Below are 24150 nucleotides of genomic sequence, written 5' to 3' on the forward strand. Positions count from 1 at the left end.
TGCATCATATATGGAGCGTTGTTATAAAAACTTCATGATTAGAAAACGCCTGAATCAGATTTAAAACTGCTGCATTTTTAAGTTCTTTTTTACAAATTTGCTTTTAATCTTTTTCTTGTGCAAAACTACTCGGTCATCCTAACATCGTAAAAAATTTCGATCATGTTCTCAAATTTCAGCTTTCTTTCAGTTTCATCTTTTAGGCTAGAAGTCATTTCAAATTATAGGCGCAGATATGACTAATATCTCACCATTTAAAGGTAAAACAGGGGCCAAACGTATCTTGAGTGCTACTGGGTATTCAATGGCCGGTTTTAAAGCTGCATTTTTTAATGAAGCAGCATTTCGGCAAATTACCCTACTTAATGCCATATTAATTCCCATGAGCTTCTTTCTTAATGTCAGCCGAGTTGAGCAAGCTCTTATGGTCGCTGTGTGCTTGTTAGCACTCATTGTTGAATTATTTAACTCAGCAATTGAGGCTGTGGTTGATCGAATTTCCTTAGACCGCCACGAATTATCAAAAAATGCCAAAGATATGGGGAGCGCCGCACAGTTTGTTGCCTTAACGCTCATCTTTATTGTGTGGGCTTTAGTTTTAATTCCTTAAAGACTACAACATAAAAATATGTGTTCTCTATAAATGCTTATTTCGCATTCTCTGGTGATAAAAACTGGCCATAAAAAAACCCTGCTTATGCAGGGTTTTTTTGAATCACTCGGGGGGATTAACCACCGAATTGGTTCATTGTGTTTTTAGCATCGTCATGCGCTTTCAGTGCATTGTCACCAGAGAAGATTTCTTTGTGATCATCACCGATGTCAGAACCAGCCATTGCTTGGTGTTTAACACAAGCGATACCACCGCGGATTTCTTTACGTTGTACGCCAGCAACATAAGCAAGCATACCTTGTTCGCCGAAGTAACCTTTAGCAAGCTCATGTGTAGAAAGAGCAGCAGTGTGGTAAGTCGGAAGTGTGATCAAGTGATGGAACACACCTGCTTCACGAGAAGCATCCGCTTGGAATGTACGTACTTTTTCATCAGCATCAGCAGCTAATTCAGTTTCGTCATACTCAGCGCTCATTAATTTAGCACGGTCGTAAGCAGAAACGTCTTTACCTTCAGCAACGAAACGGTCATAAGACTGTTGACGGAAGTTTAAAGTCCAGTTGAACGATGGGCTGTTGTTATAAACAAGCTTCGCATTTGGAACTGTTTCACGTACACGGTTAACCATGTGAGCGATTTCGTCAACGTTTGGCGTTGCAGTTTCGATCCAAAGAAGGTCAGCACCGTTTTGTAAGCTAGATACGCAGTCAAGTACAACACGGTCAATTTGCGTGTCAGCACGGAACTGGTACAAACCAGAAGCTAAACGCTTAGGACGGTGTAATTTACCATCACGTTTGATCAAGATTTCATCTTCTTGAGCATCAGCAATGTCAATTTCAACTGTGTCTAAGAAACCGATGTATTGAGAAGCGATGTCGCCTGGCTCTTTAACCACTGGGATTTTTTGAGTCAAGTCAGCGCCTTCAGAGTCAGTACGCGCAACGATAATACCGTCATCAAGGCCCATTTCTAAGAATGCATAACGTAATGCATGGATTTTAGAGATGAAGTCTTCATGTGGAACAGTTACTTTACCAGCTTGGTGACCACATTGTTTCGCGTCAGATACTTGGTTTTCGATTTGTAGTGCACAAGCACCCGCTTCAATCATTTTACGAGCAAGTAAGTAAGTCGCTTCTTCGTTACCAAAACCAGCATCGATGTCCGCAATAATTGGCACGATGTGAGTTTGGAAACCGTCGATTTGAGCAGTAATTTCAGCTGCTTTAGCAGTATCGCCTGCTTCATTTGCTTTTTTAAGCGCACGGAACAAGTCATTTAATTCTTTAGCGTCTGCTTGACGAAGGAAAGTGTAGATTTCTTCGATTAGAGCAGGTACAGATGTTTTTTCATGCATAGATTGGTCAGGAAGTGGACCAAATTCTGAACGAAGTGCTGCAACCATCCAACCAGATAAGTAGATGTAGCGCTTGTCAGTTGTACCAAAATATTTTTTGTTCGCAATCATTTTTTGCTGTGCGATAAAACCGTGCCAGCAACCTAAAGATTGGGTGTATTTGCTAGAGTCAGCATCATACTCAGCCATATCACGACGCATAATTGCAGCGGTATATTTAGCAATATCTAAACCAGTTTTGAATTGGTTTTGCATTTGCATACGTGCAGCATCTTCTGGGCTAATATCGCGCCAAGTGCTACCGAATTTTGCTTTTAATTCGCGGATTGCATCAATCGCTGTTTGGTAAGTAGTCATGATATTTTACCCTGTGTATATTTTTAGGATTATCAATCGAAGGCTTTCATCTAGTTAATTCTAACAGTTCAGATTTACAGCGCTTCGTTGCGATGAACACAGATTAGATTGTGCGAATCAATTAATCCAATATTCTCTAAGAATCTTCAACATTTATTTAAAAAATATGTAGATTAAAGTCTAATTATATTTCATTAAAAATATCGTAAGTACATACTTTTAATGAAATAAAAATATTTTTCACCTTTACTTCTTAGACGATAAATCAATCAAACTGGCTGATTTTTCTTTATTAGACTTAAGTCTTAACACAATAAAACAATGCTTAAAAACACCATTTAGAGCATTTGCTCTGTTTTTTGATCAATTTTTGCGGTTGGTTTCACCACCTTCAAGAGTCATTTCAAAAAATTATTATTCTGTGCTTTATTTAATCATGCCTTCTTTTTTGGTATTTTGGCTTTCGAGTAGGTTATATTTTTGGGCGACATATAGGCCTATTTAAAACAATGACGCACTGAAAAATCTGATTCATTTGATGTCTTTTATTTCGTCAACTTTTTACACAACCCATACCAGTTATGGCATAATCCTAATAATTTCTTGATTTTATTTTCGGTATTTTTTTTATGAATCTGGAGCGTGTCGATCTCAATCTACTCATTTATTTAGACGTACTGCTTCGTGAAAAAAATGTGACTCGCGCTGCTGAACAGCTCGGTGTAACACAACCCGCAATGAGTAATATTCTTCGTCGTCTTCGTAATTTATTTAATGATCCTCTGCTTATTCGTTCTTCGGAAGGAATGACACCAACTGAACGTGCATTAGAATTACAACCACGTATTCGGGATGTATTAGCTGACCTTTCCATGATTTTGGAACCTCGTACCGAATTTCGTCCTTATACATCTAATCGTGTTTTTCGCATTATGACATCTGATTATGCAGAAGCCACGTTGGTTCCTCGCTTAGTCAAAGCTTTACGTTCCGAAGCCCCGAATGTGGTTCTCGACTTTTTAACCCCAAGTGATGTGTCATACCGTGATATGGAACAAGGTAAAGTCGACTTAGCCATTAACCGATTCAATGAAATTCCCCAAAGTTTCCACCAAGTTTTGGTTTGGCGTGATAGTTTTTCCTGTTTACTCAATAGCAAACATCCTGCTGCGACCAATCTCAATCTTAAAAGCTATCTAGATGCACAACATATTTGGGTGTCTAAAACAGGTATGGGCGTTGGCTTTGGCGTAAATCCAGAAAAACAAGCAGGTTTGGGCTGGATTGATCAAGCACTCGAGCGTATTGGACAAAAACGTAAAATTTCTGTTTTCACTCGTCACTATCAAATGCCGGGTCTATTGGCAGCCAATGTCGACCTAGTGGCAACCTTGCCAACACGAATTGCGCGCTTACAAGCCAAAAGTCAGAATCTATTATTAAAAGATCCGCCCTTCTATATTCCAGAATTTGAGCTAAAAATGGCATGGTGTCCTTTATTACACCATCACCCTGCCCACCGTTGGTTACGCCAGCTCATTCTTTATGTTGCCCGCCAAATGGTAGAGGAAGAAAACCGTGAGTTTTTGATGAATAACTCTCAATTTTCACAATATTGAGCATAATTAATCTTAAATTCTTCTTTTTTAAGCCTATACTGTGACTTGAGGCAATAATTACATTATTCCTCAAGTTTTTTTATGTTAAAAATATCCATAATAACGATGATCCGCAGGTGGGTTTGTGAGCCTCTTCCAAAATATCGTAATCATCGCCATCCTTATCGCCGGAGCCGGTTTTTTATCATTAACAGAGATCGCTCTAGCTGGTGCGCGAAAAGTTAAACTTAAAATTCTTGCTGAAGCTGGCGATGAACGTGCGCAAGAAGTTCTAGATTTACAAGAAAATTCCGCTGATTTTTTTGCAGCCGCACAAATTGGCTTAAATGCCGTTGCCATTTTAGGTGGTATTTTAGGTGAAGGAGCTTTCCGTCCTTATTTTCTAAATTTTGTTGAGCGGTTTTATACAGGGCCATTGGCCGAATCCATCAGCTTTACCCTCTCCTTTACCATGGTGACTTCACTATTTATTCTGTTTGCAGATTTAATGCCAAAACGTTTGGCAATGATTGCTCCAGAAAAAATTGCCGTCTCCGTTATTAACCCAATTCAAGTCTTTATTAAAGTCTGTAAACCACTGGCTTGGGTCATTAATGCCATTGCGAATTTATTGTTCCGCTTATTTAAAGTCAACACGACCCGCGACGACAATATTACCTTCGCAGATATTTCAGCCGTCATGGATGCAGGTGCACAAGCGGGCGTTCTACAAAAACAAGAACATCATTTTATTGAAAATGTATTTGAACTTGAAGAACGTAATGTACCCTCAAGTATGACCACGCGTGAAAATGTCGTGTTTTTTACTTTAAAAGAATCCGAAGCCAGTATTCGCCAAAAACTTGCAGAATACCCATATTCTAAGTTTGTGGTGTGTAGCGAAAATATTGATGATGTGATTGGCTATATTGATGCAAAAGATATTTTAGTCCGTATTCTTAACAACCAATCGCTACTACAACTCAACGAAAATACCATTCGTAATGTGCTCACTATCCCAGATACTTTAACCTTATCTGAGCTTCTTGATCGTTTTCGTTCAACGAAAGAAAAGTTTGCTGTGGTTATTAATGAATATGCCTTGGTTGTTGGTGTCATTACCTTGTCCGACATTATGATTACCGTGATGGGTGATTGGGTTATTCCCATTGATGCAGACCAACAAATTTTTAAACGTGATAATAATTCATGGTTAATTGAAGGCAGTACCCCCATTGAAGATTTGATGCATGCGTTAGAAATTGATGAAATGCCCGACACCGACAACTATGAAACGCTGGCAGGCTTCATGATGTATAAACTGAGAAAAATTCCACGCCCTGCAGATGCCGTAATTTTTGGTGACTATAAATTTGAAGTGGTCGATGTTGATCATTTTAAAATTGACCAGCTCTTGGTGACACGCTTATTAGAAACTACCGAAACAGCTGAAGAAAAATCAGAGTAATCTGATTTTTCTTTGAGCATTTGAGATCTTCCCTTTCGGTTTAACACTTGGGTAAAAGTCCAATAGACAAAAAAGCGCCATTAGGCGCTTTTTTGACACGATAAACTTAATTAATGCTTTGAAATAAGTGCATCTAACACAGCTTGATAATGAATCGAGATATCATCTTGTAAAATGCTATAGGCATTATCAAATTGAACCATTGGCCAGCCTTCTTTCCAAAATGGAAAAATATTATGCAAATCGCGAGTCACGATTGCATCTTCACGGCTAATGGCTTGTGCAACTTGAGACAGTACTTGTGCTGTTTCTGCACCATCAATCGCAGAGTAATCGATACCACGTACTTTCAAAATACGGATACGGTCTTTTTTGTAGCGAATTTTTTTACTTTGACCTTCATTCAAATGCAAAGCCAAAGTCACGGCCTCTACAAATTTTTCTTCAAATGAGTGATGCAAAGCAACCAAAGCTTGTTTATGCGCTTCCTGACGTCCAGCCTTTCCGCCTTCACGAATAATGTTGTTTGCTTCTGCATCCAATTCATCATTTCTCATCGACGTTAAAATATCTAAGATTTCAATATCACTTAAATTTTCAGGAGATTGGTCAGCCATTGCTTGCCTGTAAATACAATTATAAAAAAGTATTTTCTCATATTTCAGCCCAGAAAAGTGGAATATCTACCGTTCTGCGATGAATCTATAAAAATCCATACAATTTTTTGTGTCTTATGCGCTAAATTAAATTATATTGAGCATCAAGTTTTTAGAACACTGCTTTTTGCATGATGAAAGATAAACAAGCTGTGCAATTTTTGGAACAGCTCAAATTGCTGTATCCTGCCGCCTTTAAGCGTAATTATCTGTTTTACAGCATGATAAAAACCAAAGGTCTTTTGGATGAATTAAAAGAGTTCATTCCGTGGCTATTGGCAGCGATGATTTTTATATCCATTAGCATGAGTCTGGGAGCATATCTGCAAAACACTTGGCCTCAATTAAGCGAATTTCGCGCCAAAGGCCTTGCCGTTCTTGCTGTCATGTTGTTTTTCATGCTAATTACACCGTTAGTTATTAAACAAATGAAGCATAGTTCTGTTTCGCTTTATAAACAGCTTTGCCACACTCCCATTAAACTTGCAGTTATCATTCTTTTGCAAGCCATCAATATTGCCTATGTAGAAAGCAGTTTTTTGCAGTCTTTACTGTTCTTTTTTGCCATGAGTTTTGGCTTTGTTCGTTTTTATAAAGAGAACTTATTCCGCGATCACAGCGACAGCCATCAATATTATTATTTACAAGAAACCCGTCGGGTGTGTTTTTGGTCTTATAAACAAGTCTTGAAAATTAAATGTCGGCGCCTATTATGCAAACGTAATTCTAAAAAATTGAATGAGTTAAAGCAACAACAACAACAATTCCAAATACTCCATGAAAAGGCCTTAGGCTTTGAGCATCAGCTCTGCAAAAGCTTCAAACATTTAGATTTAAACACCTATTTAGAAAATATGATGAAATAAAAAACCGAGCTTTATAGCTCGGTTTTTTTTGGCTTCAATTAAGCACTTTGTGCCAATGGAAAAATAGGTTTCTTCAATGCATCGCCAAATCTTAAAATTTTAGCTCTGGATAACCTAAGATATTCTTTTTTACTGTACGCATCTCATAAAACCAAGCAAGATTTTTAAATCATCTTAGAAGCTGAAACTTTAATTTTCATTCTTCAGCTATCCATTTTTTCAGCCAGCTTAATAAAACTCTATTTCAGTTTGAGCGCAAAAGTATGGACTAAATATGACGCATATCATATCAAAGCCAGATTTAGCATTTTTTTTATACATAAACACATATTTTGTCTAATTTTAAATCAATCATGCAGTTTTACACTTGCCAAGCCACGTTTCGTCCACTATTATTGCGCTCATGCCCGAGTGGTGAAATCGGTAGACACAGGGGATTTAAAATCCCCCGCCCACAAAGCGTGCCAGTTCGAGTCTGGCCTCGGGCACCATTTTAATACTTCTTAAAATGGTGCAATAAAAAATCCAGCTTATAGCTGGTTTTTTTATGTCTGCATATTTAATGTAAAAAGTATCACTCTAAAAATAAGATATTTAATTGATGAAAAAAAATATTGTGTGTTTATGCATTTTCTACTTGTTTAGCTCTACCGCTCTTCAAGCAACAGATATTGAAGAAACTAAATTTTATGATCTATTTTCAGGAACCATTCATCAGCGTGCAAACCAATTATTTTTAAAACGCTGCGACCTAAGTCAATATGAATATCCTTTGCATTTTAATCACACAAATGATCAAGCTAAAATTGAACACTATTTAAAACAGCATCCTAAATTTTGGGTCAACATTCGAGGTGATGTATATGAAAAACAAGAGCTTTATCATCTAACAATAGAAGAAATATTAGATGTACACCCTAACCAATCCTGCCATTTATTGGACTTATTTGAAGAGTGATTTTTAATCTAACAATAATGCATACCTTATTCAAAACAAGCATAAAATAAAGAGTGGATTACCACTCTCTATTGACTATCAGCTCTTCCATTTCTACATCCATATAGCCTTCTGACTGAGCAACCATCATCATGGCTTCAGCAATATAATCTGCAGCTGTATCATCTAAAGATGAATCAAGGTCTTCAAATTGTGGCTTGAGTGCATTGATTGAAATAACTGCTTCATGTGCAAAATGATAAATTTCAGCTGATGACAATTCATCTTTCGACAATTTTTTTGCGAATTTTTCAATGCACTGTTTTACATCTGCAACCAGCACATCTGGGTAATACTCATCATCAAACATTGGGAGAAGTAAATCTGTAAACATACAGGCACTCTAAATATACAAACTAAGCGAGCCTATATACCATATCAGCACATATTTACCAAACAAAACCCACGAAATAGCTGTCGAATATTGGCTTTGTTTAAAAGCATAACTCTTTCGGTATCTAAACCGCCATTTGCATCGCTTTCCAGACGTTAATCGCATCGGACATTTGTTTGACATCATGTGCCCGAACCATGCATGCGCCTTGCTGAATACTAAGCAAATGAGCAGCCACCGAGCCTACTGCACGGTCTTGTGCATCCGCACCATTCAGCGCCTCACCAATAAAGCGTTTACGTGATAATGCAGATAAAATAGGATAACCCAAACCATTTAACCGATAAAATTCATTTAAAAGTCTCAAATTCTGCTGTGCATTTTTTGCAAAACCGAAACCAGGATCAATCAAAATATTTTCTTCTTTTACACCTGCACTTAATGCATCATCTACACGCTGCTGAATTTCTCCAATCACATCATGTGTAACATCATCATATTGATCTAGCTGATTCATCGTGGTCGGTTCGCCACGCATATGCATAATAATGACAGGAATATTTAATCGGGCAGCCGTTTCTAGTGCTTGAGGGCGCGTTAATGCACGTACATCATTCCAAATATGTGCTCCTGCTTGTACTGCAGCTTGAATCACTTCGGGTTGAGAGGTATCAATAGAAATTACAACATCCAGTTTTGACAATGCTTCGACCACAGGCACCACACGACGAATCTCTTCTGCCACGTCGACCGCCGATGCACCCGGCCTTGTCGACTCACCACCCACATCAATCACCGTAGCGCCATCCGCAATCATTTGCTTGGCATGTGCAACCGCCATGTCTTTGCTGTTATGCCGTCCACCATCACTAAAAGAATCGGGCGTTACATTCAAAATACCCATGACATGTGGTGTAGATAAATCTAGCTTTAAGTTTCCACAATTTAAAATTCGATTTGGCAAAGGCATTAACTGCATTCAAATACTCCTATTTTTCTGTGAGTATTTTAACAACTTTGCTTCAAACAGGGCTGAATTCTTTTCAATCATCATTTTATTTAAAGCATAAAAAAAGAGCCTCAATTGAGACTCTGTTTTATGCTTTAAATTAGCTTACTGGCAAGGGTGGTGGTGTCGCTGGACCATCTGTTGGTGCTACATCAATCACAGGATTTTCTGCAACATAAACTTTTGGTGGTTGCGGTTCACGACCTTCTATAATGTCACGAATTTGATCACGATCAATCGTTTCCCATTCAAGCAATGCTTTAACCATTGCATGCGCAATATCTTGATTATTTTCAAGGATATCGCGAGCAACACGGTATTGCTCATCAATAATACGTCGAATTTCTGCATCAACTTGTTGTTGCGTTGCTTCAGAAATAGTACGACTACCAATGCTACCCATAAACGACTGTTGCGCGTCTTCTTCGTAGACCATTACGCCTAACTTGTCAGACATACCGTATTTGGTCACCATCGCACGTGCCATTTTCGTTGCACGTTCGAAGTCATTTGAAGCACCTGTCGACATTTGATGAATGAAGACTTCTTCTGCAATACGACCACCAAATAAGATTGAAAGCTCATTTAGCATTTTGTCTTTGTAATGACTGGTTTGATCAAACTCTGGCAACTGCCAAGTCACACCCAATGCCCAACCACGTGGCATGATTGTGACTTTATGCACAGGGTCCGTACCCGGAAGTATTTCAGCAACAATGGCATGACCTGCTTCATGATAAGCTGTTGCACGACGTTCTTCTTCTCGAAGTACCATCGATTTACGCTCTGGTCCCATATACAACTTGTCTTTTGCATCTTCAAAATCATGCATATCGACTGTATTTTTGTTACGACGCGCAGCAAATAACGCAGCTTCATTAATAAGGTTTGCCAATTGCGCACCAGAGAAACCCGGTGTACCACGAGCAAGAACTTTAACATCCACACCTGTTGTAGATGGTAATTTCTTCAAGTGAACATTCAAAATTTGTTCACGACCTTTAATGTCTGGTAAACCAACCATCACTTGACGGTCAAAACGTCCTGGACGAAGCAAAGCTTTATCCAATACATCTGCACGGTTTGTAGCAGCAATGACAATAATGCCTTCGTTGCCTTCAAAGCCATCCATTTCCACCAACATTTGGTTCAAGGTTTGCTCACGCTCATCGTGACCACCACCTGTACCTGAACCACGATGACGACCGACAGCATCAATTTCATCAATAAAGATGATACATGGTGCATGACGTTTTGCTTGTTCGAACATATCACGAACACGTGATGCACCGACCCCTACAAACATCTCAACAAAGTCAGAACCAGAGATACTAAAGAATGGAACTTTTGCTTCACCAGCAATGGCTTTTGCAATTAAAGTTTTACCCGTACCTGGAGGCCCAACCATCAATACGCCACGTGGAATAGTTGCACCAAGACGTTTGAATTTAGTTGGATCTTTCAAGAAATCTACAATTTCAACAACTTCTTGCTTTGCTTCATCACAACCGGCAACATCAGCAAAAGTAACTTTAATTTGATCTTCTGAAAGCATTTTTGCTTTTGATTTACCAAAACTCATTGGGCCATTTTTACCGCCCGCTCCGCCACCCATGTTGCGCATAAAGAACATGAATAGCAAAATAATTAGAAGCACTGGGAAGCTGGCAATGAGAAGCTGCATTAACAAACCTTGACGTTGAGGCGCTGTACCTTCAACAACAACATTGTTTTTAATCAGATTCGGCATTAGTTCAGGATCTTGGACCGCTGGACGAATACTTTCAAATTCAGAACCGTTAGATTTCTCACCACGGATTCTTTCGCCATCAATTATGACTTGCTTAATTTGACCAGCATTCACGGCTGCAACAAACTCAGAATAGTTCATTGCGGTCGGTTGTTTACGGTCACTGACATTGCTGAAGATTAACACCAGCACGCCCAGTATAATGAGCCACAACACGGCATTCTTAAAAAGATCGCTCAAAGCTTTATTCCCATATCAATCTAATTCGACCATGCCCAACCAAGGGGTGATCCTAATATTTACGCTGCAGACCAGCTTGCAATAAGTTAAAAATGCACAATTTTTAACGTGTTGGCAAGTAAACTTTACTTGAAACTCTTCTTACGCCCTTGTCCCAATAGAAATACTTCTTTTGAACGCGCACGTGAAGCAGCTGGTTTTACCGTTTTCAATACATCAAAATTTTCAATTATTTGCTTACGAAACTCATCAAAACCATCTCCTTGGAATACTTTTACCAAGAATTGACCTTTCGGGCTCAGTACTTTATTCGCAAAGTCCAGTGCAAGCTCACAAAGATAAATCTGACGCGGTTGATCTACAGCCTTATTACCTGATGTATTGGGGGCCATATCTGAAATTACAACGTCTACAGTCCGTCCATTTAAAATATTTAACAATTTTTCGAATACTTCCTCTTCGCGGAAGTCACCCTGCAAAAATGTTACATCTGGCAGTGCATCCATTTCTAAAATATCAGATGCCACGACAAGGCCTTTATCTCCGACCAATCTTCCAGCAATCTGAGACCAACTTCCAGGCGCTGCGCCTAAGTCAACCACGGTCATACCAGGTTTAATCAACTTGTACTTTTCTTGAATTTCAAGGAGTTTATAGGCAGCACGCGCACGGTAACCTTCCTTTTGTGCTCTTTTAACAAAAGGATCATCTAAGTGCTCTCGCATCCAATCTCGACTACTCTTGGATAATTTTTGGTTAGTAATGCGTGTTGCCATAACTCTCTAAATAAAAATAACTTCTAATCCTTAAGTGTACGTGAAAAACACCCTGTTTGCAGTATACATCTGTATCTAATTCTTCGATTCGTGCTAGTTTTTTTCAATAATTTGCATCGTTTTTTTACTTAGAATTTAAAGCGTTTAATCTTGATTTTTGCTATACTAAGCCGTTTTTAAAATTAGGTTACATTTATGGCGGCTTTATCTATTCAAGAACGTAAGCGTTTACGTCAAATCGGACATGCTTTAAATCCAGTTGTAATGATTGGTGATAAAGGTTTAACTGAAAATGTAATTGAAGAATTAGGCCGTGCGCTTAATGATCATGAACTGATCAAAGTTAAAGTTGGCGGTGAAGACCGTGTTGCTCGTACCGCTTTAATTGCTGAAGTTGCAAAGGCGTCTGACGCTGAAGTTGTACAAACGATTGGTAAAATTGCTTTGCTTTATAAAAAAGCAGTGAAACAAAATGCAAAATTATCAAATCTTGTTCGTTTCGCAAATGCATCGAACTGATTTCAATTATGGCAAGTTATGATCTAAATGCGTTTGACCGTCGCTTTGAAGCAATTTCGATTGTTGGCGCTATTGAACAACAAGGCCCATATTCACTTAATGTGGGTTTTTGGTTACGTGATCCAAACCAATATATTCAATGGCCTAAATTAGTGACATCGAACCCTCGTCAAGACTTTCTGTGGGAACACAGTTGTTTTGAAATTTTCATTGGTGTTCACGGTGAAGATTTTTACAGAGAAATTAACCTCTCCCCGTCTCAGGCATGGCAAGCTTATCAGTTTGAAGAATATCGCTATCCTGAAGATATGCCGCCGAAGGCAGCTTATGATATTGAACTGAATCAACTAAAGCGTACCCATTACGGCATGAATGTAAGCATCAATCTGGCTGAATTCATGCTGCAACACAAACTGAGTTGGTCTAATTTGTATTTAGGTCTTAGTGCTGTAATGAAAACCTCTCAAGGTGATCATTACTATGCCATGCAACACAGTAGCCCCAACGCAGATTTTCACAATAAGCGTGACTGGTTACATCAGTTTTAAAAAAGAAAAGCAAAAGGAAATCCTTTTGCTTTTTTTGTTTCTATCTACTGTAATTATTAAATTTCGACTGTCGTAATTTTTGTGCTGCTATTTTCTCATTGCTCCAACCCATATAAATAGACTTTCCCAAACACCTGCATACAATTGCAAATAGCCGATTACTTAAACCTAAAACAATCAAGTTGCTGAACATATAAGTAAGCAATAAATAAAAATTTGAATAACACTGGTCTAAGCAATAACAATAAAATCAGGCATCACATCATGCATGCCCATACCAGATGAACGATACACATATCCCTCGTATTTATATTGCTACTTTTTTTATAGCAATTGAGTCTCTAAATTAGAGTTCAGCTTTGCACGTTTTCTTCTTTTTCAGCCTTTGACGGTGAAACTTTTTTCCACGCCTCTAAGGTATGCTCTTTTGAACGCTTATAAGTTTCTGCCAACTGTTCTTTATGTTTCAAAGAAATCTGACCAACATCTTCTTTTAGCTCTTTACCGAGCTTCGTAATATCATCAAGGACAATATTAAATTCTGTTTTTACAAAATCTTTCAGCTCAGTTAAGTCTTTTTGCGAAGAACCAAACTGTGTTTTTAGCTGTTCAATTTTTTGCAATACATCTTGCTTTAATTGCTGTAATTGCTGCTGAACATTCGCATTCAACTGCTTTGCTTCTACTTCAATTTTATCTTTACTCTCTGTAACAGCTTCTGTCACTTGGTCAGTCGCTTCTTTTGCTACCTGCTCAAGTTGCTCTGCACTATCTGTAGCAATATTTTTGAGAGATTTTGCTACTACTGCTGGTTTCTGTTGCGCCGCCATGACCTTATACCCATCATTATTCTTAAGTTTCACAGCTTAAACTTATTTGATGAATTTTAGTTTACGATTTGTCTAACAATAATTAATTGCTTACATTTCCCAGCAAGAAAAACTCAACTTTATAGCGAAATACAAGCCCTTTATCTCACATATTCACCATAAATAAAATGGACTTTATCGTTCTTCATGCGTATAATGCAGTGTTAAGTTCAAGCGAGCAGACATAGGGAGGAAAGGTTTAAAAATGGCCTTCCTTTTTTTTCGTCTTCTCGCTTTTTTACAGCCTAAATTTCAGGAGCTTTGGTTTGAGCACCCCAGCAATTTTAGCCCTTGCCGATGGTACTATCTTTAAAGGTACGTCAATCGGTGCATCGGGTAGTACGACTGGTGAAGTCGTTTTTAATACAGCAATGACTGGCTATCAAGAAATTTTGACTGACCCTAGTTATGCACAGCAACTTGTGACTTTAACTTACCCGCATATCGGTAATACAGGTTGTAATGATGAAGACGTTGAATCAGGTCGAATTCATAAAGTATGGGCAAACGGTTTAATTATCCGTGACTTACCTTTACTGCATAGCAATTTCCGATCCACGCAATCATTGGGTGAATACCTAGAGCAACACAATGTAGTTGCTATTGCCGATATTGATACACGCAAATTAACCCGTATTTTACGTGATAAAGGTGCGCAAAATGGTTGCATCTTGGCTGGCGAAAATATTACAGAAGAACAAGCTTTAGAAAAAGCACGTGCTTTCGGCGGTTTAGACGGTTTAGACCTTGCAAAAGAATGTTGTGACCCTGAAGGCTTTGAATGGTCTGAAGGCTCTTGGACACTTGGCCAAGGCTTCTCTCAACCAGAACTTAAATTCCATGTTGTTGCATACGATTACGGTGTCAAAACCAACATCTTACGTATGCTTGCAGACCGCGGTTGTAAATTGACTGTTGTTCCTGCGCAAACTTCTGCAGAAACAGTACTTGCTTTAAACCCAGATGGCGTTTTCCTTTCAAACGGCCCTGGCGACCCAGCTGCCTGTGACTATGCAATTGAAGCTGTAAAAACAATTGTAGAAAGCACAGAAATTCCTGTTTTTGGTATTTGCTTAGGTCACCAAATCTTGGCTCTCGCTTCTGGTGCTAAGACAATCAAAATGCCTCATGGCCACCATGGCGCAAACCATCCTGTACAAAATCTTGAAGATGGTACAGTGATGATTACTTCGCAAAACCACGGCTTCGCAGTAGATGCAGATACATTACCTGCAAACTTGAAAGCTACGCACAAATCTTTGTTTGATAAAACCCTACAAGGGATGCATCGTACAGACAAACCTGCGTTCAGTTTCCAAGGTCACCCTGAAGCGAGCCCTGGCCCGCACGACTGCGCACCATTGTTCGATCATTTCATCGAACTTATTGAAGCATCTAAGAAGTAATTAAGGAAGCGATCATGGCTAAACGTACAGACATTAAAAGCATCTTAATTATTGGTGCTGGCCCGATTGTGATCGGACAGGCATGTGAGTTTGATTACTCAGGTGCGCAAGCATGTAAAGCCCTTCGTGAAGAAGGCTACCGTGTTATTTTGGTCAACTCTAATCCAGCGACCATCATGACCGACCCTGCAATGGCAGATGCAACGTATATCGAACCGATTACATGGCAAACTGTTGCACAAATCATTGAGAAAGAACGCCCAGACGCAGTTCTTCCTACAATGGGTGGTCAAACAGCATTGAACTGTGCCCTTGCGCTTGATGAGCACGGCATTTTAGAAAAATTCAATGTTGAATTGATCGGTGCGAGTAAAGAAGCCATTGAAATGGCGGAAGACCGTAAATTGTTTGATGACGCAATGCGTCGTATTGGTCTTGAATGTCCACGTGCAGCTGTTGCTAGCAACATGGAAGAAGCATTCGAAATCCAAGCAAAATTGGGCTTCCCTTCAATCATTCGTCCATCATTCACCATGGGTGGTTCAGGTGGTGGTATCGCGTACAACCGCGACGAATTCATTGAAATTTGTGAACGTGGTTTCGACCTCTCTCCAACTCATCAGTTATTGATTGATGAATCTTTAATTGGTTGGAAAGAATACGAGATGGAAGTTGTTCGTGACAAAAACGACAACTGTATCATCGTCTGCACCATTGAAAATTTTGACCCAATGGGCGTGCATACTGGTGACTCAATCACCGTTGCTCCTGCACAAACATTGACCGATAAAGAATTCCAATTATTACGTAATGCGTCTTTAGCCGTTCTGCGTGAAATTGGTGTTGAAACGGGCGGTTCGAACGTTCAATTCGGTATCAACCCGAAAGACGGCCGTATGGTTGTGATTGAGATGAATCCACGTGTTTCGCGTTCATCTGCACTTGCATCTAAAGCTACTGGTTTCCCAATTGCACGTATCGCTGCAAAATTAGCTGTGGGTTATACCCTTGATGAGTTGAAAAACGACATCACAGGTGGCACAACACCTGCATCTTTCGAACCAGCAATCGACTACGTTGTAACAAAAATTCCTCGTTTCAACTTTGAAAAATTCCCACAAGCAGATGCAGTTTTGACTACACAGATGAAATCTGTGGGTGAAGTGATGGCCATTGGTCGTAACTTCCAAGAGTCTTTACAAAAAGCACTTCGTGGTCTTGAAGTCGGTGCGTGTGGTTTTGACGAAAAAATTGAAATTGGTGCTGACGGCGCGAAAGATAAAATTCTTCAAGAGCTTAAAGTTCCAGGCCCTGAGCGTATTTGGTATATCGCAGATGCTTTCCGTCACGGCTTTAGCTTAGATGAAATCTTTGCTGCAACCAATATCGACAAATGGTTCTTGATTCAAATTGAAGACATTATTAAGTCTGAAGAACAAATCAAAACTTTAGGTTTTGGCGATTTGAATGCCGACAACATCCGCTCGTTCAAACGCAAAGGTTTGTCAGATCTTCGTATTGCAGATTTGATGGGTATTTCACAAAAGCAATTCCGTAAACACCGTTGGAACTTAGGCGTAATGCCAGTTTACAAACGTGTGGATACCTGTGCAGCAGAGTTTGAATCTGATACTGCTTACATGTATTCAACTTACGATGAAGAATGTGAAGCAAACCCATCGACCAAAGATAAAATCATGGTGATTGGTGGTGGCCCGAACCGTATTGGTCAAGGTATCGAATTCGATTACTGCTGTGTACACGCAGCCCTTGCAATGCGTGAAGATGGTTATGAAACCATTATGGTCAACTGTAACCCTGAAACGGTTTCTACTGACTATGACACTTCAGATCGTTTGTACTTCGAACCAATCACTTTAGAAGATGTACTGGAAATTGTACGTATCGAGAAGCCTAAAGGCATTATCGTACAGTACGGTGGTCAAACACCTTTGAAATTGGCTCGTGCGCTTGAAGAAGCGGGTGCGCCAATTATTGGTACATCACCTGACGCAATTGACCGTGCAGAAGACCGTGAACGTTTCCAGCAAATGATTCAACGTCTGCAACTTCGCCAACCAAACAACAGCATTGTAAAATCTGCTGAAGAAGGTATGGCTGAAGCATCTAAAGTGGGTTATCCATTGGTTGTACGCCCATCGTATGTATTGGGTGGCCGTGCAATGGAAATCGTTTATAACGACGACGAATTGAAACGCTACCTACGTGATGCGGTTCAAGCATCTAACGAAGCGCCTGTATTACTTGACCGTTTCCTAGATGATGCTATTGAAGTTGATGTGGACTGCGTATCTGACGGTAAAGATGTGGTGATCGGCGGGATCATGCAGCATATTGAACAAGCGGGTATTCACTCAGGTGACTCTGCATGCTCAATTCCTCCTTACTCTCTTTCAAATGAGATTCAGGACGAAATGCGTCGTCAAACTGTTGCGATGGCAAAAGAGCTTGGCGTGATTGGTTTGATGAACGTACAGTTTGCTGTAAAAGGTAATGACGTTTACATTTTAGAAGTGAATCCACGTGCATCACGTACTGTGCCATTCGTTTCTAAATGTATCGGCGAGTCTTTAGCAAAAGTTGCTGCACGTTGCATGGCGGGACAATCTTTAGTCTCTCAAGGCTTTACTAAAGAAATTATCCCGACGCACTTTGCAGTAAAAGAAGCTGTGTTCCCATTCAACAAATTCCCAGGCGTTGACCCTATTCTTGGCCCAGAGATGAAATCTACAGGCGAAGTCATGGGCGTTGGTAAATCTTTTGGTGAAGCGTTCTATAAAGCTGTGTTAGGCTCTAATGACCGCTTACCAGGTCTTCCAACCGAAGGTGAAGTAAAACATGCGTTCTTATCTGTCCGTGAGTCAGATAAGCCACGTGCGGTTGGTATTGCTAAACAGTTGACTAATCTTGGCTTTAAAGTTATCGCAACTGGCGGTACTTATAACGTGATCAAAGAAGCTGGTATTGAATGTGAACGTGTGAATAAAGTCACCGAAGGTCGTCCTAATATTGTGGACCGCTTGAAAAATGGCGAAGTTCACCTCATTATCAACACATCTGAAGGCAAACAAGCACAGCAGGATTCATTCTCAATCCGTCGCTCTGCACTTCAAGGTAAAGTGTATTACACAACGACCTTGAATGGTGCCGATGCGGTATGCCAAGCTTTAGCAATTAAATTGCCAATGGACGTTTACCGTTTGCAAGACCTTACTAAAGGTTAATTAAGTTACCGATAAGTCCCGTCACCTTATTGGTGGCGGGATTTTTTTATTTTATAACCCTGTATTTTTTAATACATAACAACTGTGAGGGACAACAATGAAACGTTATCCTATGACACCTGAAGGCAAAATTGCCTTAGAGAAAGAATTACTTCAACTTAAGTCGGTTGATCGTCCGCGTATTATTGCAGCAATTGCAGAAGCACGTGAACATGGGGATTTGAAAGAAAATGCAGAATACCATGCTGCTCGCGAGCAACAAGGTTTCTGTGAAGGCCGTATTCAAGATATTGAAGGCAAATTGGGCGCAGTTCAAGAAATTGATATTAAAACCCTTGAGCAAAATGGCCGTGTTGTTTTTGGTGTAACTGTAACCATTGAAAACTTAGACACAGAAGAAAAAAAGACGTATAAGATTGTTGGCGATGATGAAGCAGACTTCAAAATCAATAAAATCTCTGTAAACTCACCGATTGCACGTGGTCTTTTGGGTAAAAATGAAGGCGATGAAGCAAAAATTCAAACACCAAATGGTGAAGTTGAATACGAAATTGTGAAAGTTGAATATCTTTAAAAGTTAAAGATTCAATCTTGAAGCCCCTCTTTTGAGGGGTTTTTTTGTATTTTTTTGATTCCTTAGATTATAATTAACTCAATAAAAACAAAGAATTAGAACCAATGAATGATCGTCTCATACAAACTTTTTACTCTGCTTTTGGCGGTGTGTTCTTGGGTGTCATGATTGCTATTTTTTGGTCTTTTTATGTCAGTACGCAAACGAATACTACACAAATTATCTCAATCCCCCCCCCTTTCAGCACTTTGCAGTTTCTTATTTCCCAATCTAGCCCCATATGGGTTCAGAGCATTTTGGAATTTTTTTAGATAAATAGCTTCTTATTACTCAACTATTTTTGGCTTATAACTGTAAACCACGACAGCACCAACCTCTACAATGGCGAAAGCATTGCGCAAATACGCTATAATCTTAAAAGCGCTCTTTACACTGTATTTTTATGTCTGAAAAATTGATTAATTCCCCTGTAAAACATTGGTGTGAATTTGAATTCATTTCTAAAACAGTGAAGAATCCGAATATCCATATTAAAGGCAATTATTCATATTATTCAGCTTATTGGGATCAAGGTTTTGAACGCTGTGTGGTGCGATATCTACATGATAAGCCTGCTACAGCAGAAAAACCGATAGATCAGCTACACATCGGCAACTTTGTCTGTTTAGGTGCTGAATGCGTCATTATGATGGGTGGCAACCAATTGCATCGTACCGACTGGATTTCAGCCTTTCCATTCGATACCCGTAGTTTCGTTCCTGCTGGCGACACAATCATTGGCGATGGTTGCTGGATTGGCTCCCGCGCCATGATTATGCAAGGTGTAACACTTGGCGAAGGCGTTGTGGTCGCAACAGGTGCCGTTGTGACAAAAGATGTACCACCTTATGCAGTTGTAGGTGGTGTCCCTGCCAAAATTATTAAATATCGCTTTTCTGAAACAGACATAGAAAAACTGCTTGCACTTAAACTGTATGACTTAGATGAAAAGCAGTTTTTAAAAATGCGTGAACAATTGCAAACGGATGATGTTGCTCAATTAATCGAATACTTTGACCCGCTAGCCTTTCAATAGAAATAAGATTGCTCATTGATTTTTTCTTTTAGGTAAGCGTTATCTGATGTAGATGAGCAGTTAACTAGAATTGCTGATAAGGTTTTTTCTTTAAAATCATGAAATAATTGTAATTTTCTGGCTCATTTGAATCCAATTTTAATGCGATCAGATCATAGATTTTTATAATCAAAATAGCAAATCTGTCTCAAGATGAATGATCTTACCTTCTTAAGCAGGATTCAGGTTAATATACAAAATATAAGCTACTCTTCTGTCCTAGCTGAGTATCATCTAAATGTAGGATTAATATTTTTTTCTTTGATTATTCTGACAATTGAGTACAAAACCGATCGGCGCACATGCGTATTATTATAAAAACCTTGATGATCAAATCTCAATTGGTTATAACCTTCGCCACCGACTTCTTTCGAACGGATACCGCTGAGTTTTTTAGTGTCCAGCAATTGTCCTTTAAGATCAAACTGGGTCGGATTTCGCCGTGCTTCATGAATACGACCTGTCACGAATGGGCGATCAATGTTGCCATCAAAGAAGTCGATGACGACGATCTCATCTTTACGTGGTAAGAACCGTGCGCCATAACCTTCGCCTGCCCAAGGGGTAAGCACATCCACCCATGCTGAGTCAGTGTCATTGTCATTGTCATTTGAACCCGCACCACCATCATGGGAATGGTCTTCAGTTCGAGTAAACAAGAATCGGACTTTTATCCTTCCCCATTCATCGACATGAATTTCTTCTCCATCTGTGGTGACTTTGGCTCGTTGTACATATGCGGTCGGACGGTGCACCAATGGATCATATTCAGGGACAATATTGATACTTCGACGTACGACATTGAGTTCATTGGCTTGACGCTCTTCATCACTGTCTTTATTGGTTTGCCAATGACTAAGAGTAAGTAGTTTTTCAACTTGGTTTTGAATGTCTTTGGGAAGATTATTTTGATTGTAAAAGTGCTTATTGAGTATGAGAAATTCTTTATCACTACCACTATGATTTTTATCTAGCTCAGGATGCTCCACAAGCTGAAACCAATACCCGACTTGAATATCACGCACACTGCTATGCGCTGTAAAATATTTAGCTTGCAACGCTTGGTATTGATTAAGGTGATTGTTCAGTTTATGAAGTTGCTCATTGCCTGAAGTCGTCGCCTGATCTTCATATTTAAGATCACGAATCCATGCAGGTGAAACGTTCCAAGCTTGTTCCAGACTGAGACTTTCATTATCTCGTTGTGAACTGGGCTGATGTGAACTTAGCACGGAGCCACTGGCATCTTCTTGACTTAGACTTCTGCTTGCCAACGTTGAACATGTATTGCTGTCGATTGTAGCTGGCGTTGTGCAATAAAACTGGTGATGCTGTCATATTGCTCTGTGGCATTGCTACGGTGATATCGAATATTTCTACGCTCAATGGCTTTGAATTGAGTATTGTCATCTAATTAGGCGTAATTGTTGTGGTTCAATATTTTCACTATTGCTTGCAACTATATATTTGGACTCGTCTACCAGCCAATTTATTGCCTCTTCACGCATTAATCTCGTCAAATAAGCATAATCTGATTCATTCGATTGCATTGAAAAAGGGCGAACATTATAAGTTTTGGTTAAGCCACTAGTATCTAGTTTTAAACTTGAAGTAAACAATGAACTTTTAGATTGCCACTCCTTAAAAATAACTTCGCAAATTTCCACAATGCTTTTATTCATAAATACGCGACTATTGCGTCGCTTATGTCATAAGCTCGTTGGGTCTTGCATCGTTAAGCGATAAAGACTAAAAGCACCATCTGATTGACCTTGGCTTGCACTTGTAACAATTCCTGTCGCTCTAAACAACTGACTTGAATCTGTCACTTGATCCACTGCCACCTGACAGCCAATGAATTGTTTGAGTTCGATGAATGGATGCGTCGATAAACAGATAAGTTCTGCTGACAATCCATCATTGATGCCATGATGACCATCAATGCGTTGCAACATAATTTGTGAATCAAGTGCTAAATTTGAAAATTGAATACTAATCGCACGTTTTTGTGTTCCAAAGCCAAATTGCTCCAGAATGCCAAAAATATTATTGAACATTATTTTATGACCTTATTTTTAATATTTTTTATTCATTATTTAAAATAATTTTAACAAAAATGAAGCTACATACTCAAACACTATCAGGCATTTTTTATTTTAATTCGACCAAAAACCTTCAATAATTCTAATGATACATTAACCAGACTAGTCCTTTTTTGACATTTGAGTGATCATTAATATTTTAAATCATGCGATTTTGTTCTGAACGATCTGACAAACTGTTAATTGTTGCAGAATGAAAAATTAAATAGTGCCCATAGATCGAAAAATTACAGCGGTCTTTCTTCCAATTATCATCATTTTATTTATTTTAAATAAAAAAAGACCACGTTTTGGAACGTGGTCTATAAAAATGGTGGCTATGACGGGACTTGAACCTGTGACCCCCGCATTATGAGTGCGGTGCTCTAACCAACTGAGCTACATAGCCAAAACTTGTGCGCGCATTATGTGGGTTTATTTAAAAACCGTCAAGTATATAATGCGCTTAATTGATCAAAATTTAGTGAAGTGAGCCGATAAGCCGGGTTCTGTCGTGAACGATCATTCCTCTAGGCGTACAATCACTCGTACGCTCAAGCGACCTACCCGGATCCAGCACGGGCCGTGCCTCAGGATCCCTATTTGGTCTTGCTTCTGGTGGGGTTTACCTTGCCGTGAACTGTTGCCAGACACGCGGTGCGCTCTTACCGCACCCTTTCACCCTTACCTCCGATTCCAATTGCTTGGAAACATAATGAAGGCGGTCTACTCTCTGCTGCACTTGCCGTCGGCTTTCGCCGCCCAGGCGTTACCTGGCACCCTGCCCTATGAAGCCCGGACTTTCCTCCCCTGCTTCAATCACGGAGATTTCCACAGCAGCGATCGTCTGGCTCACTTCGGGGCGCATTTTATCAAACTTCTGAACTAATTGCTTGATGTTTTTTGAGCAATTAGTTTTTCATACTTTTGCATCAGTTCATCTTGTGTTTCTGCATGATTCGGATCGAGTGGTATGCAGTCCACAGGACAAAATAATTGACACTGCGGTTGATCGTGATGCCCCACACATTCGGTGCATAAATCTGGGTGAATCTCATAAATAGATTCGCCCATATAAATTGCCTCGTTGGGGCAAACAGGTTCACAAACATCACAATTGATGCATTCATCAGTAATATATAAAGACACGCTACCAGCCTTGTTGTTGTTTCCGTTTAAAGGCTTCCACGACAGCTTGTGGTACAAACTGTGTGACATCACCATTTAAACGTGCAATTTCACGTACTAATGTAGATGAAATAAAAGAATATTGCTCTGACGGCGTTAAAAATACCGCTTCAAATTTTGAATCGAGTCGACGGTTCATATTGGCTAACTGAAATTCATATTCGAAATCAGATACGGCGCGCAACCCACGCAAAACTGCAGTTGCTTTCTGTTCATTAAAGAAGTTTACCAGTAGACCATCAAAACCTACAAACTCCACATTGGACAAATGGCTCAAGGAGTTTTTGGCTAGCTCTACCCGCTCATCTAGGCTAAACACAGGATTCTTATGGTGACCAATAGCAATTGCAACCACAACTTCATCAAACATTCTTGATGCACGGGTAACTAAATCAATGTGTCCATTGGTAATTGGATCGAATGTGCCCGGATAAATTACGCGAGTTTTAGACATCCATTTGTACTCTGTTTATTTTGTAGAACCTTATTTTAGCAAACTCTTGTTTTATGTTGAAGAAACTCCATTAATTTAAAAACTTCCCCTATCTTCAAGTTCGGGTACAATAGTTATAACTTTGGAAG

At 39.4% G+C, this 24150-nt stretch carries 20 protein-coding genes, 2 tRNA genes, 1 other RNA gene and 2 pseudogenes; 12 read left to right on the forward strand and 13 right to left on the reverse strand.

All coding sequences use genetic code 11. The features are described 5' to 3' along the window. Positions 1 to 235 precede the first annotated feature (235 nt). The gene (locus BBP83_RS05560; RefSeq protein ID WP_068886410.1) at positions 236 to 610 is read left to right on the forward strand and encodes a diacylglycerol kinase; all 375 of its coding nucleotides are present in this window, start codon (positions 236 to 238) and stop codon (positions 608 to 610) included. A gap of 118 nt (positions 611 to 728) precedes the next feature. On the opposite strand, the gene BBP83_RS05565 is transcribed toward BBP83_RS05560, so the two are convergent. Next, entirely contained in the window at positions 729 to 2330 is a 1602-nt protein-coding gene (locus BBP83_RS05565) for an isocitrate lyase (RefSeq protein WP_068886411.1), read from the reverse strand. 629 nt (positions 2331 to 2959) lie between these two features. Between BBP83_RS05565 and BBP83_RS05570 the strand changes: the two genes are divergently transcribed. Together BBP83_RS05570 and paeA are read left to right on the forward strand one after the other, a co-directional pair. After that, complete coding sequence (locus BBP83_RS05570; RefSeq protein WP_068886412.1) at positions 2960 to 3949, forward strand: LysR family transcriptional regulator; 990 nt, start codon at positions 2960 to 2962, stop codon at positions 3947 to 3949. A gap of 124 nt (positions 3950 to 4073) precedes the next feature. Continuing rightward, positions 4074 to 5396, forward strand: a complete 1323-nt coding sequence (gene paeA / locus BBP83_RS05575) for a polyamine export protein PaeA (protein WP_068886413.1) — start codon at positions 4074 to 4076, stop codon at positions 5394 to 5396. 110 nt (positions 5397 to 5506) lie between these two features. Here the strand turns inward: paeA and BBP83_RS05580 are convergent, their stop codons facing one another. Beyond that, positions 5507 to 6013 carry a hypothetical protein gene (locus BBP83_RS05580; protein ID WP_068886414.1) on the reverse strand — a complete coding sequence of 169 codons (507 nt, stop codon included), beginning with the start codon at positions 6011 to 6013 and terminating at the stop codon, positions 5507 to 5509. Positions 6014 to 6183: 170 nt separating this feature from the next. On the opposite strand from BBP83_RS05580, the gene BBP83_RS05585 reads away from it, so the two are divergent. The 3 genes from BBP83_RS05585 to BBP83_RS05595 all read left to right on the forward strand — a co-directional run bounded on the left by BBP83_RS05585 (position 6184) and on the right by BBP83_RS05595 (position 7876). Next, positions 6184 to 6918: a hypothetical protein gene (locus BBP83_RS05585; protein WP_068886415.1), complete on the forward strand. Its 735-nt coding sequence runs from the start codon at positions 6184 to 6186 to the stop codon at positions 6916 to 6918. A gap of 405 nt (positions 6919 to 7323) precedes the next feature. Further along, positions 7324 to 7409: transfer RNA gene (locus BBP83_RS05590), tRNA-Leu, on the forward strand. Positions 7410 to 7519: 110 nt separating this feature from the next. After that, entirely contained in the window at positions 7520 to 7876 is a 357-nt protein-coding gene (locus tag BBP83_RS05595) for a hypothetical protein (RefSeq protein ID WP_068886416.1), read from the forward strand. A gap of 58 nt (positions 7877 to 7934) precedes the next feature. Here the strand turns inward: BBP83_RS05595 and BBP83_RS05600 are convergent, their stop codons facing one another. The 4 genes from BBP83_RS05600 to rlmE form a co-directional block, all read right to left on the reverse strand. After that, the gene (locus BBP83_RS05600; RefSeq protein ID WP_068886417.1) at positions 7935 to 8249 is read right to left on the reverse strand and encodes a DUF5713 family protein; all 315 of its coding nucleotides are present in this window, start codon (positions 8247 to 8249) and stop codon (positions 7935 to 7937) included. A gap of 124 nt (positions 8250 to 8373) precedes the next feature. Next, on the reverse strand, positions 8374 to 9228 hold the full coding sequence (folP, locus tag BBP83_RS05605; protein WP_068886418.1) for a dihydropteroate synthase: 855 nt from the start codon (positions 9226 to 9228) through the stop codon (positions 8374 to 8376). A gap of 130 nt (positions 9229 to 9358) precedes the next feature. Beyond that, positions 9359 to 11248, reverse strand: coding sequence for an ATP-dependent zinc metalloprotease FtsH (gene ftsH, locus BBP83_RS05610; RefSeq protein ID WP_068886419.1), 1890 nt, complete (start codon positions 11246 to 11248; stop codon positions 9359 to 9361). A 125-nt stretch (positions 11249 to 11373) separates the two neighbouring features. Next, the gene (rlmE, locus tag BBP83_RS05615; RefSeq protein ID WP_068886420.1) at positions 11374 to 12024 is read right to left on the reverse strand and encodes a 23S rRNA (uridine(2552)-2'-O)-methyltransferase RlmE; all 651 of its coding nucleotides are present in this window, start codon (positions 12022 to 12024) and stop codon (positions 11374 to 11376) included. A 195-nt stretch (positions 12025 to 12219) separates the two neighbouring features. Between rlmE and yhbY the strand changes: the two genes are divergently transcribed. Both yhbY and BBP83_RS05625 read left to right on the forward strand, forming a co-directional pair. After that, on the forward strand, positions 12220 to 12543 hold the full coding sequence (gene yhbY / locus BBP83_RS05620; protein WP_068886421.1) for a ribosome assembly RNA-binding protein YhbY: 324 nt from the start codon (positions 12220 to 12222) through the stop codon (positions 12541 to 12543). An 8-nt stretch (positions 12544 to 12551) separates the two neighbouring features. Beyond that, positions 12552 to 13091 (forward strand): DOMON-like domain-containing protein, encoded by a 540-nt coding sequence (locus tag BBP83_RS05625; protein WP_068886422.1) that lies wholly within the window; start codon positions 12552 to 12554, stop codon positions 13089 to 13091. A gap of 353 nt (positions 13092 to 13444) precedes the next feature. Here the strand turns inward: BBP83_RS05625 and BBP83_RS05630 are convergent, their stop codons facing one another. Further along, a complete protein-coding gene (locus tag BBP83_RS05630) occupies positions 13445 to 13921 on the reverse strand; it encodes a hypothetical protein (protein ID WP_068886423.1) in 477 nt (158 codons plus the stop codon). A 305-nt stretch (positions 13922 to 14226) separates the two neighbouring features. Here BBP83_RS05630 and carA point away from each other — a divergent pair, with 305 nt between their 5' ends. From carA to BBP83_RS05650, 4 genes are all read left to right on the forward strand, one after another. After that, positions 14227 to 15366, forward strand: coding sequence for a glutamine-hydrolyzing carbamoyl-phosphate synthase small subunit (carA, locus tag BBP83_RS05635; protein ID WP_068886424.1), 1140 nt, complete (start codon positions 14227 to 14229; stop codon positions 15364 to 15366). Positions 15367 to 15380: 14 nt separating this feature from the next. Continuing rightward, a complete protein-coding gene (gene carB / locus BBP83_RS05640) occupies positions 15381 to 18611 on the forward strand; it encodes a carbamoyl-phosphate synthase large subunit (RefSeq protein ID WP_068886425.1) in 3231 nt (1076 codons plus the stop codon). Positions 18612 to 18708: 97 nt separating this feature from the next. Beyond that, positions 18709 to 19185, forward strand: coding sequence for a transcription elongation factor GreA (gene greA, locus BBP83_RS05645; protein WP_068886426.1), 477 nt, complete (start codon positions 18709 to 18711; stop codon positions 19183 to 19185). A gap of 442 nt (positions 19186 to 19627) precedes the next feature. Next, the gene (locus BBP83_RS05650) at positions 19628 to 20260 is read left to right on the forward strand and encodes a CatB-related O-acetyltransferase (RefSeq protein ID WP_068886427.1); all 633 of its coding nucleotides are present in this window, start codon (positions 19628 to 19630) and stop codon (positions 20258 to 20260) included. 269 nt (positions 20261 to 20529) lie between these two features. Here the strand turns inward: BBP83_RS05650 and BBP83_RS15455 are convergent. From BBP83_RS15455 to coaD, 6 genes and pseudogenes are all read right to left on the reverse strand, one after another. Then, a pseudogene (locus BBP83_RS15455) lies at positions 20530 to 20634 on the reverse strand (hypothetical protein); the annotation flags it as partial. Then, positions 20629 to 22356, reverse strand: a pseudogene (locus BBP83_RS05655) (type VI secretion system Vgr family protein); the annotation flags it as partial. The pseudogenes BBP83_RS15455 and BBP83_RS05655, both read right to left, overlap by 6 nt. Positions 22357 to 22712: 356 nt before the next feature. Next, positions 22713 to 22789 (reverse strand) — tRNA-Met (locus BBP83_RS05660). Positions 22790 to 22862: 73 nt separating this feature from the next. Further along, an RNA gene (rnpB, locus tag BBP83_RS05665) (RNase P RNA component class A) lies at positions 22863 to 23239 on the reverse strand. Between the two features lie 26 nt (positions 23240 to 23265). Next, positions 23266 to 23529: a YfhL family 4Fe-4S dicluster ferredoxin gene (locus BBP83_RS05670; protein WP_068886428.1), complete on the reverse strand. Its 264-nt coding sequence runs from the start codon at positions 23527 to 23529 to the stop codon at positions 23266 to 23268. Between the two features lies 1 nt (position 23530). Beyond that, on the reverse strand, positions 23531 to 24022 hold the full coding sequence (gene coaD, locus BBP83_RS05675; protein ID WP_068886429.1) for a pantetheine-phosphate adenylyltransferase: 492 nt from the start codon (positions 24020 to 24022) through the stop codon (positions 23531 to 23533). Positions 24023 to 24150 lie beyond the last annotated feature (128 nt).

It is taken from the genome of Acinetobacter celticus, assembly GCF_001707755.1.
Lineage (GTDB): Bacteria > Pseudomonadota > Gammaproteobacteria > Pseudomonadales > Moraxellaceae > Acinetobacter > Acinetobacter celticus.

Excerpts from the sequence above, each read along its gene's own strand:
- BBP83_RS05560 (WP_068886410.1), top strand. The coding sequence starts at position 236 with ATGACTAATATCTCACCATTTAAAGGTAAAACAGGGGCCAAACGTATC.
- BBP83_RS05565 (WP_068886411.1), bottom strand. The coding sequence starts at position 2,330 with ATGACTACTTACCAAACAGCGATTGATGCAATCCGCGAATTAAAAGCA.
- BBP83_RS05570 (WP_068886412.1), top strand. The coding sequence starts at position 2,960 with ATGAATCTGGAGCGTGTCGATCTCAATCTACTCATTTATTTAGACGTA.
- BBP83_RS05580 (WP_068886414.1), bottom strand. The coding sequence starts at position 6,013 with ATGGCTGACCAATCTCCTGAAAATTTAAGTGATATTGAAATCTTAGAT.
- BBP83_RS05585 (WP_068886415.1), top strand. The coding sequence starts at position 6,184 with ATGATGAAAGATAAACAAGCTGTGCAATTTTTGGAACAGCTCAAATTG.
- BBP83_RS05595 (WP_068886416.1), top strand. The coding sequence starts at position 7,520 with ATGAAAAAAAATATTGTGTGTTTATGCATTTTCTACTTGTTTAGCTCT.
- BBP83_RS05600 (WP_068886417.1), bottom strand. The coding sequence starts at position 8,249 with ATGTTTACAGATTTACTTCTCCCAATGTTTGATGATGAGTATTACCCA.
- folP (WP_068886418.1), bottom strand. The coding sequence starts at position 9,228 with ATGCAGTTAATGCCTTTGCCAAATCGAATTTTAAATTGTGGAAACTTA.
- rlmE (WP_068886420.1), bottom strand. The coding sequence starts at position 12,024 with ATGGCAACACGCATTACTAACCAAAAATTATCCAAGAGTAGTCGAGAT.
- yhbY (WP_068886421.1), top strand. The coding sequence starts at position 12,220 with ATGGCGGCTTTATCTATTCAAGAACGTAAGCGTTTACGTCAAATCGGA.
- BBP83_RS05625 (WP_068886422.1), top strand. The coding sequence starts at position 12,552 with ATGGCAAGTTATGATCTAAATGCGTTTGACCGTCGCTTTGAAGCAATT.
- BBP83_RS05630 (WP_068886423.1), bottom strand. The coding sequence starts at position 13,921 with ATGGCGGCGCAACAGAAACCAGCAGTAGTAGCAAAATCTCTCAAAAAT.
- carB (WP_068886425.1), top strand. The coding sequence starts at position 15,381 with ATGGCTAAACGTACAGACATTAAAAGCATCTTAATTATTGGTGCTGGC.
- greA (WP_068886426.1), top strand. The coding sequence starts at position 18,709 with ATGAAACGTTATCCTATGACACCTGAAGGCAAAATTGCCTTAGAGAAA.
- BBP83_RS05650 (WP_068886427.1), top strand. The coding sequence starts at position 19,628 with ATGTCTGAAAAATTGATTAATTCCCCTGTAAAACATTGGTGTGAATTT.
- coaD (WP_068886429.1), bottom strand. The coding sequence starts at position 24,022 with ATGTCTAAAACTCGCGTAATTTATCCGGGCACATTCGATCCAATTACC.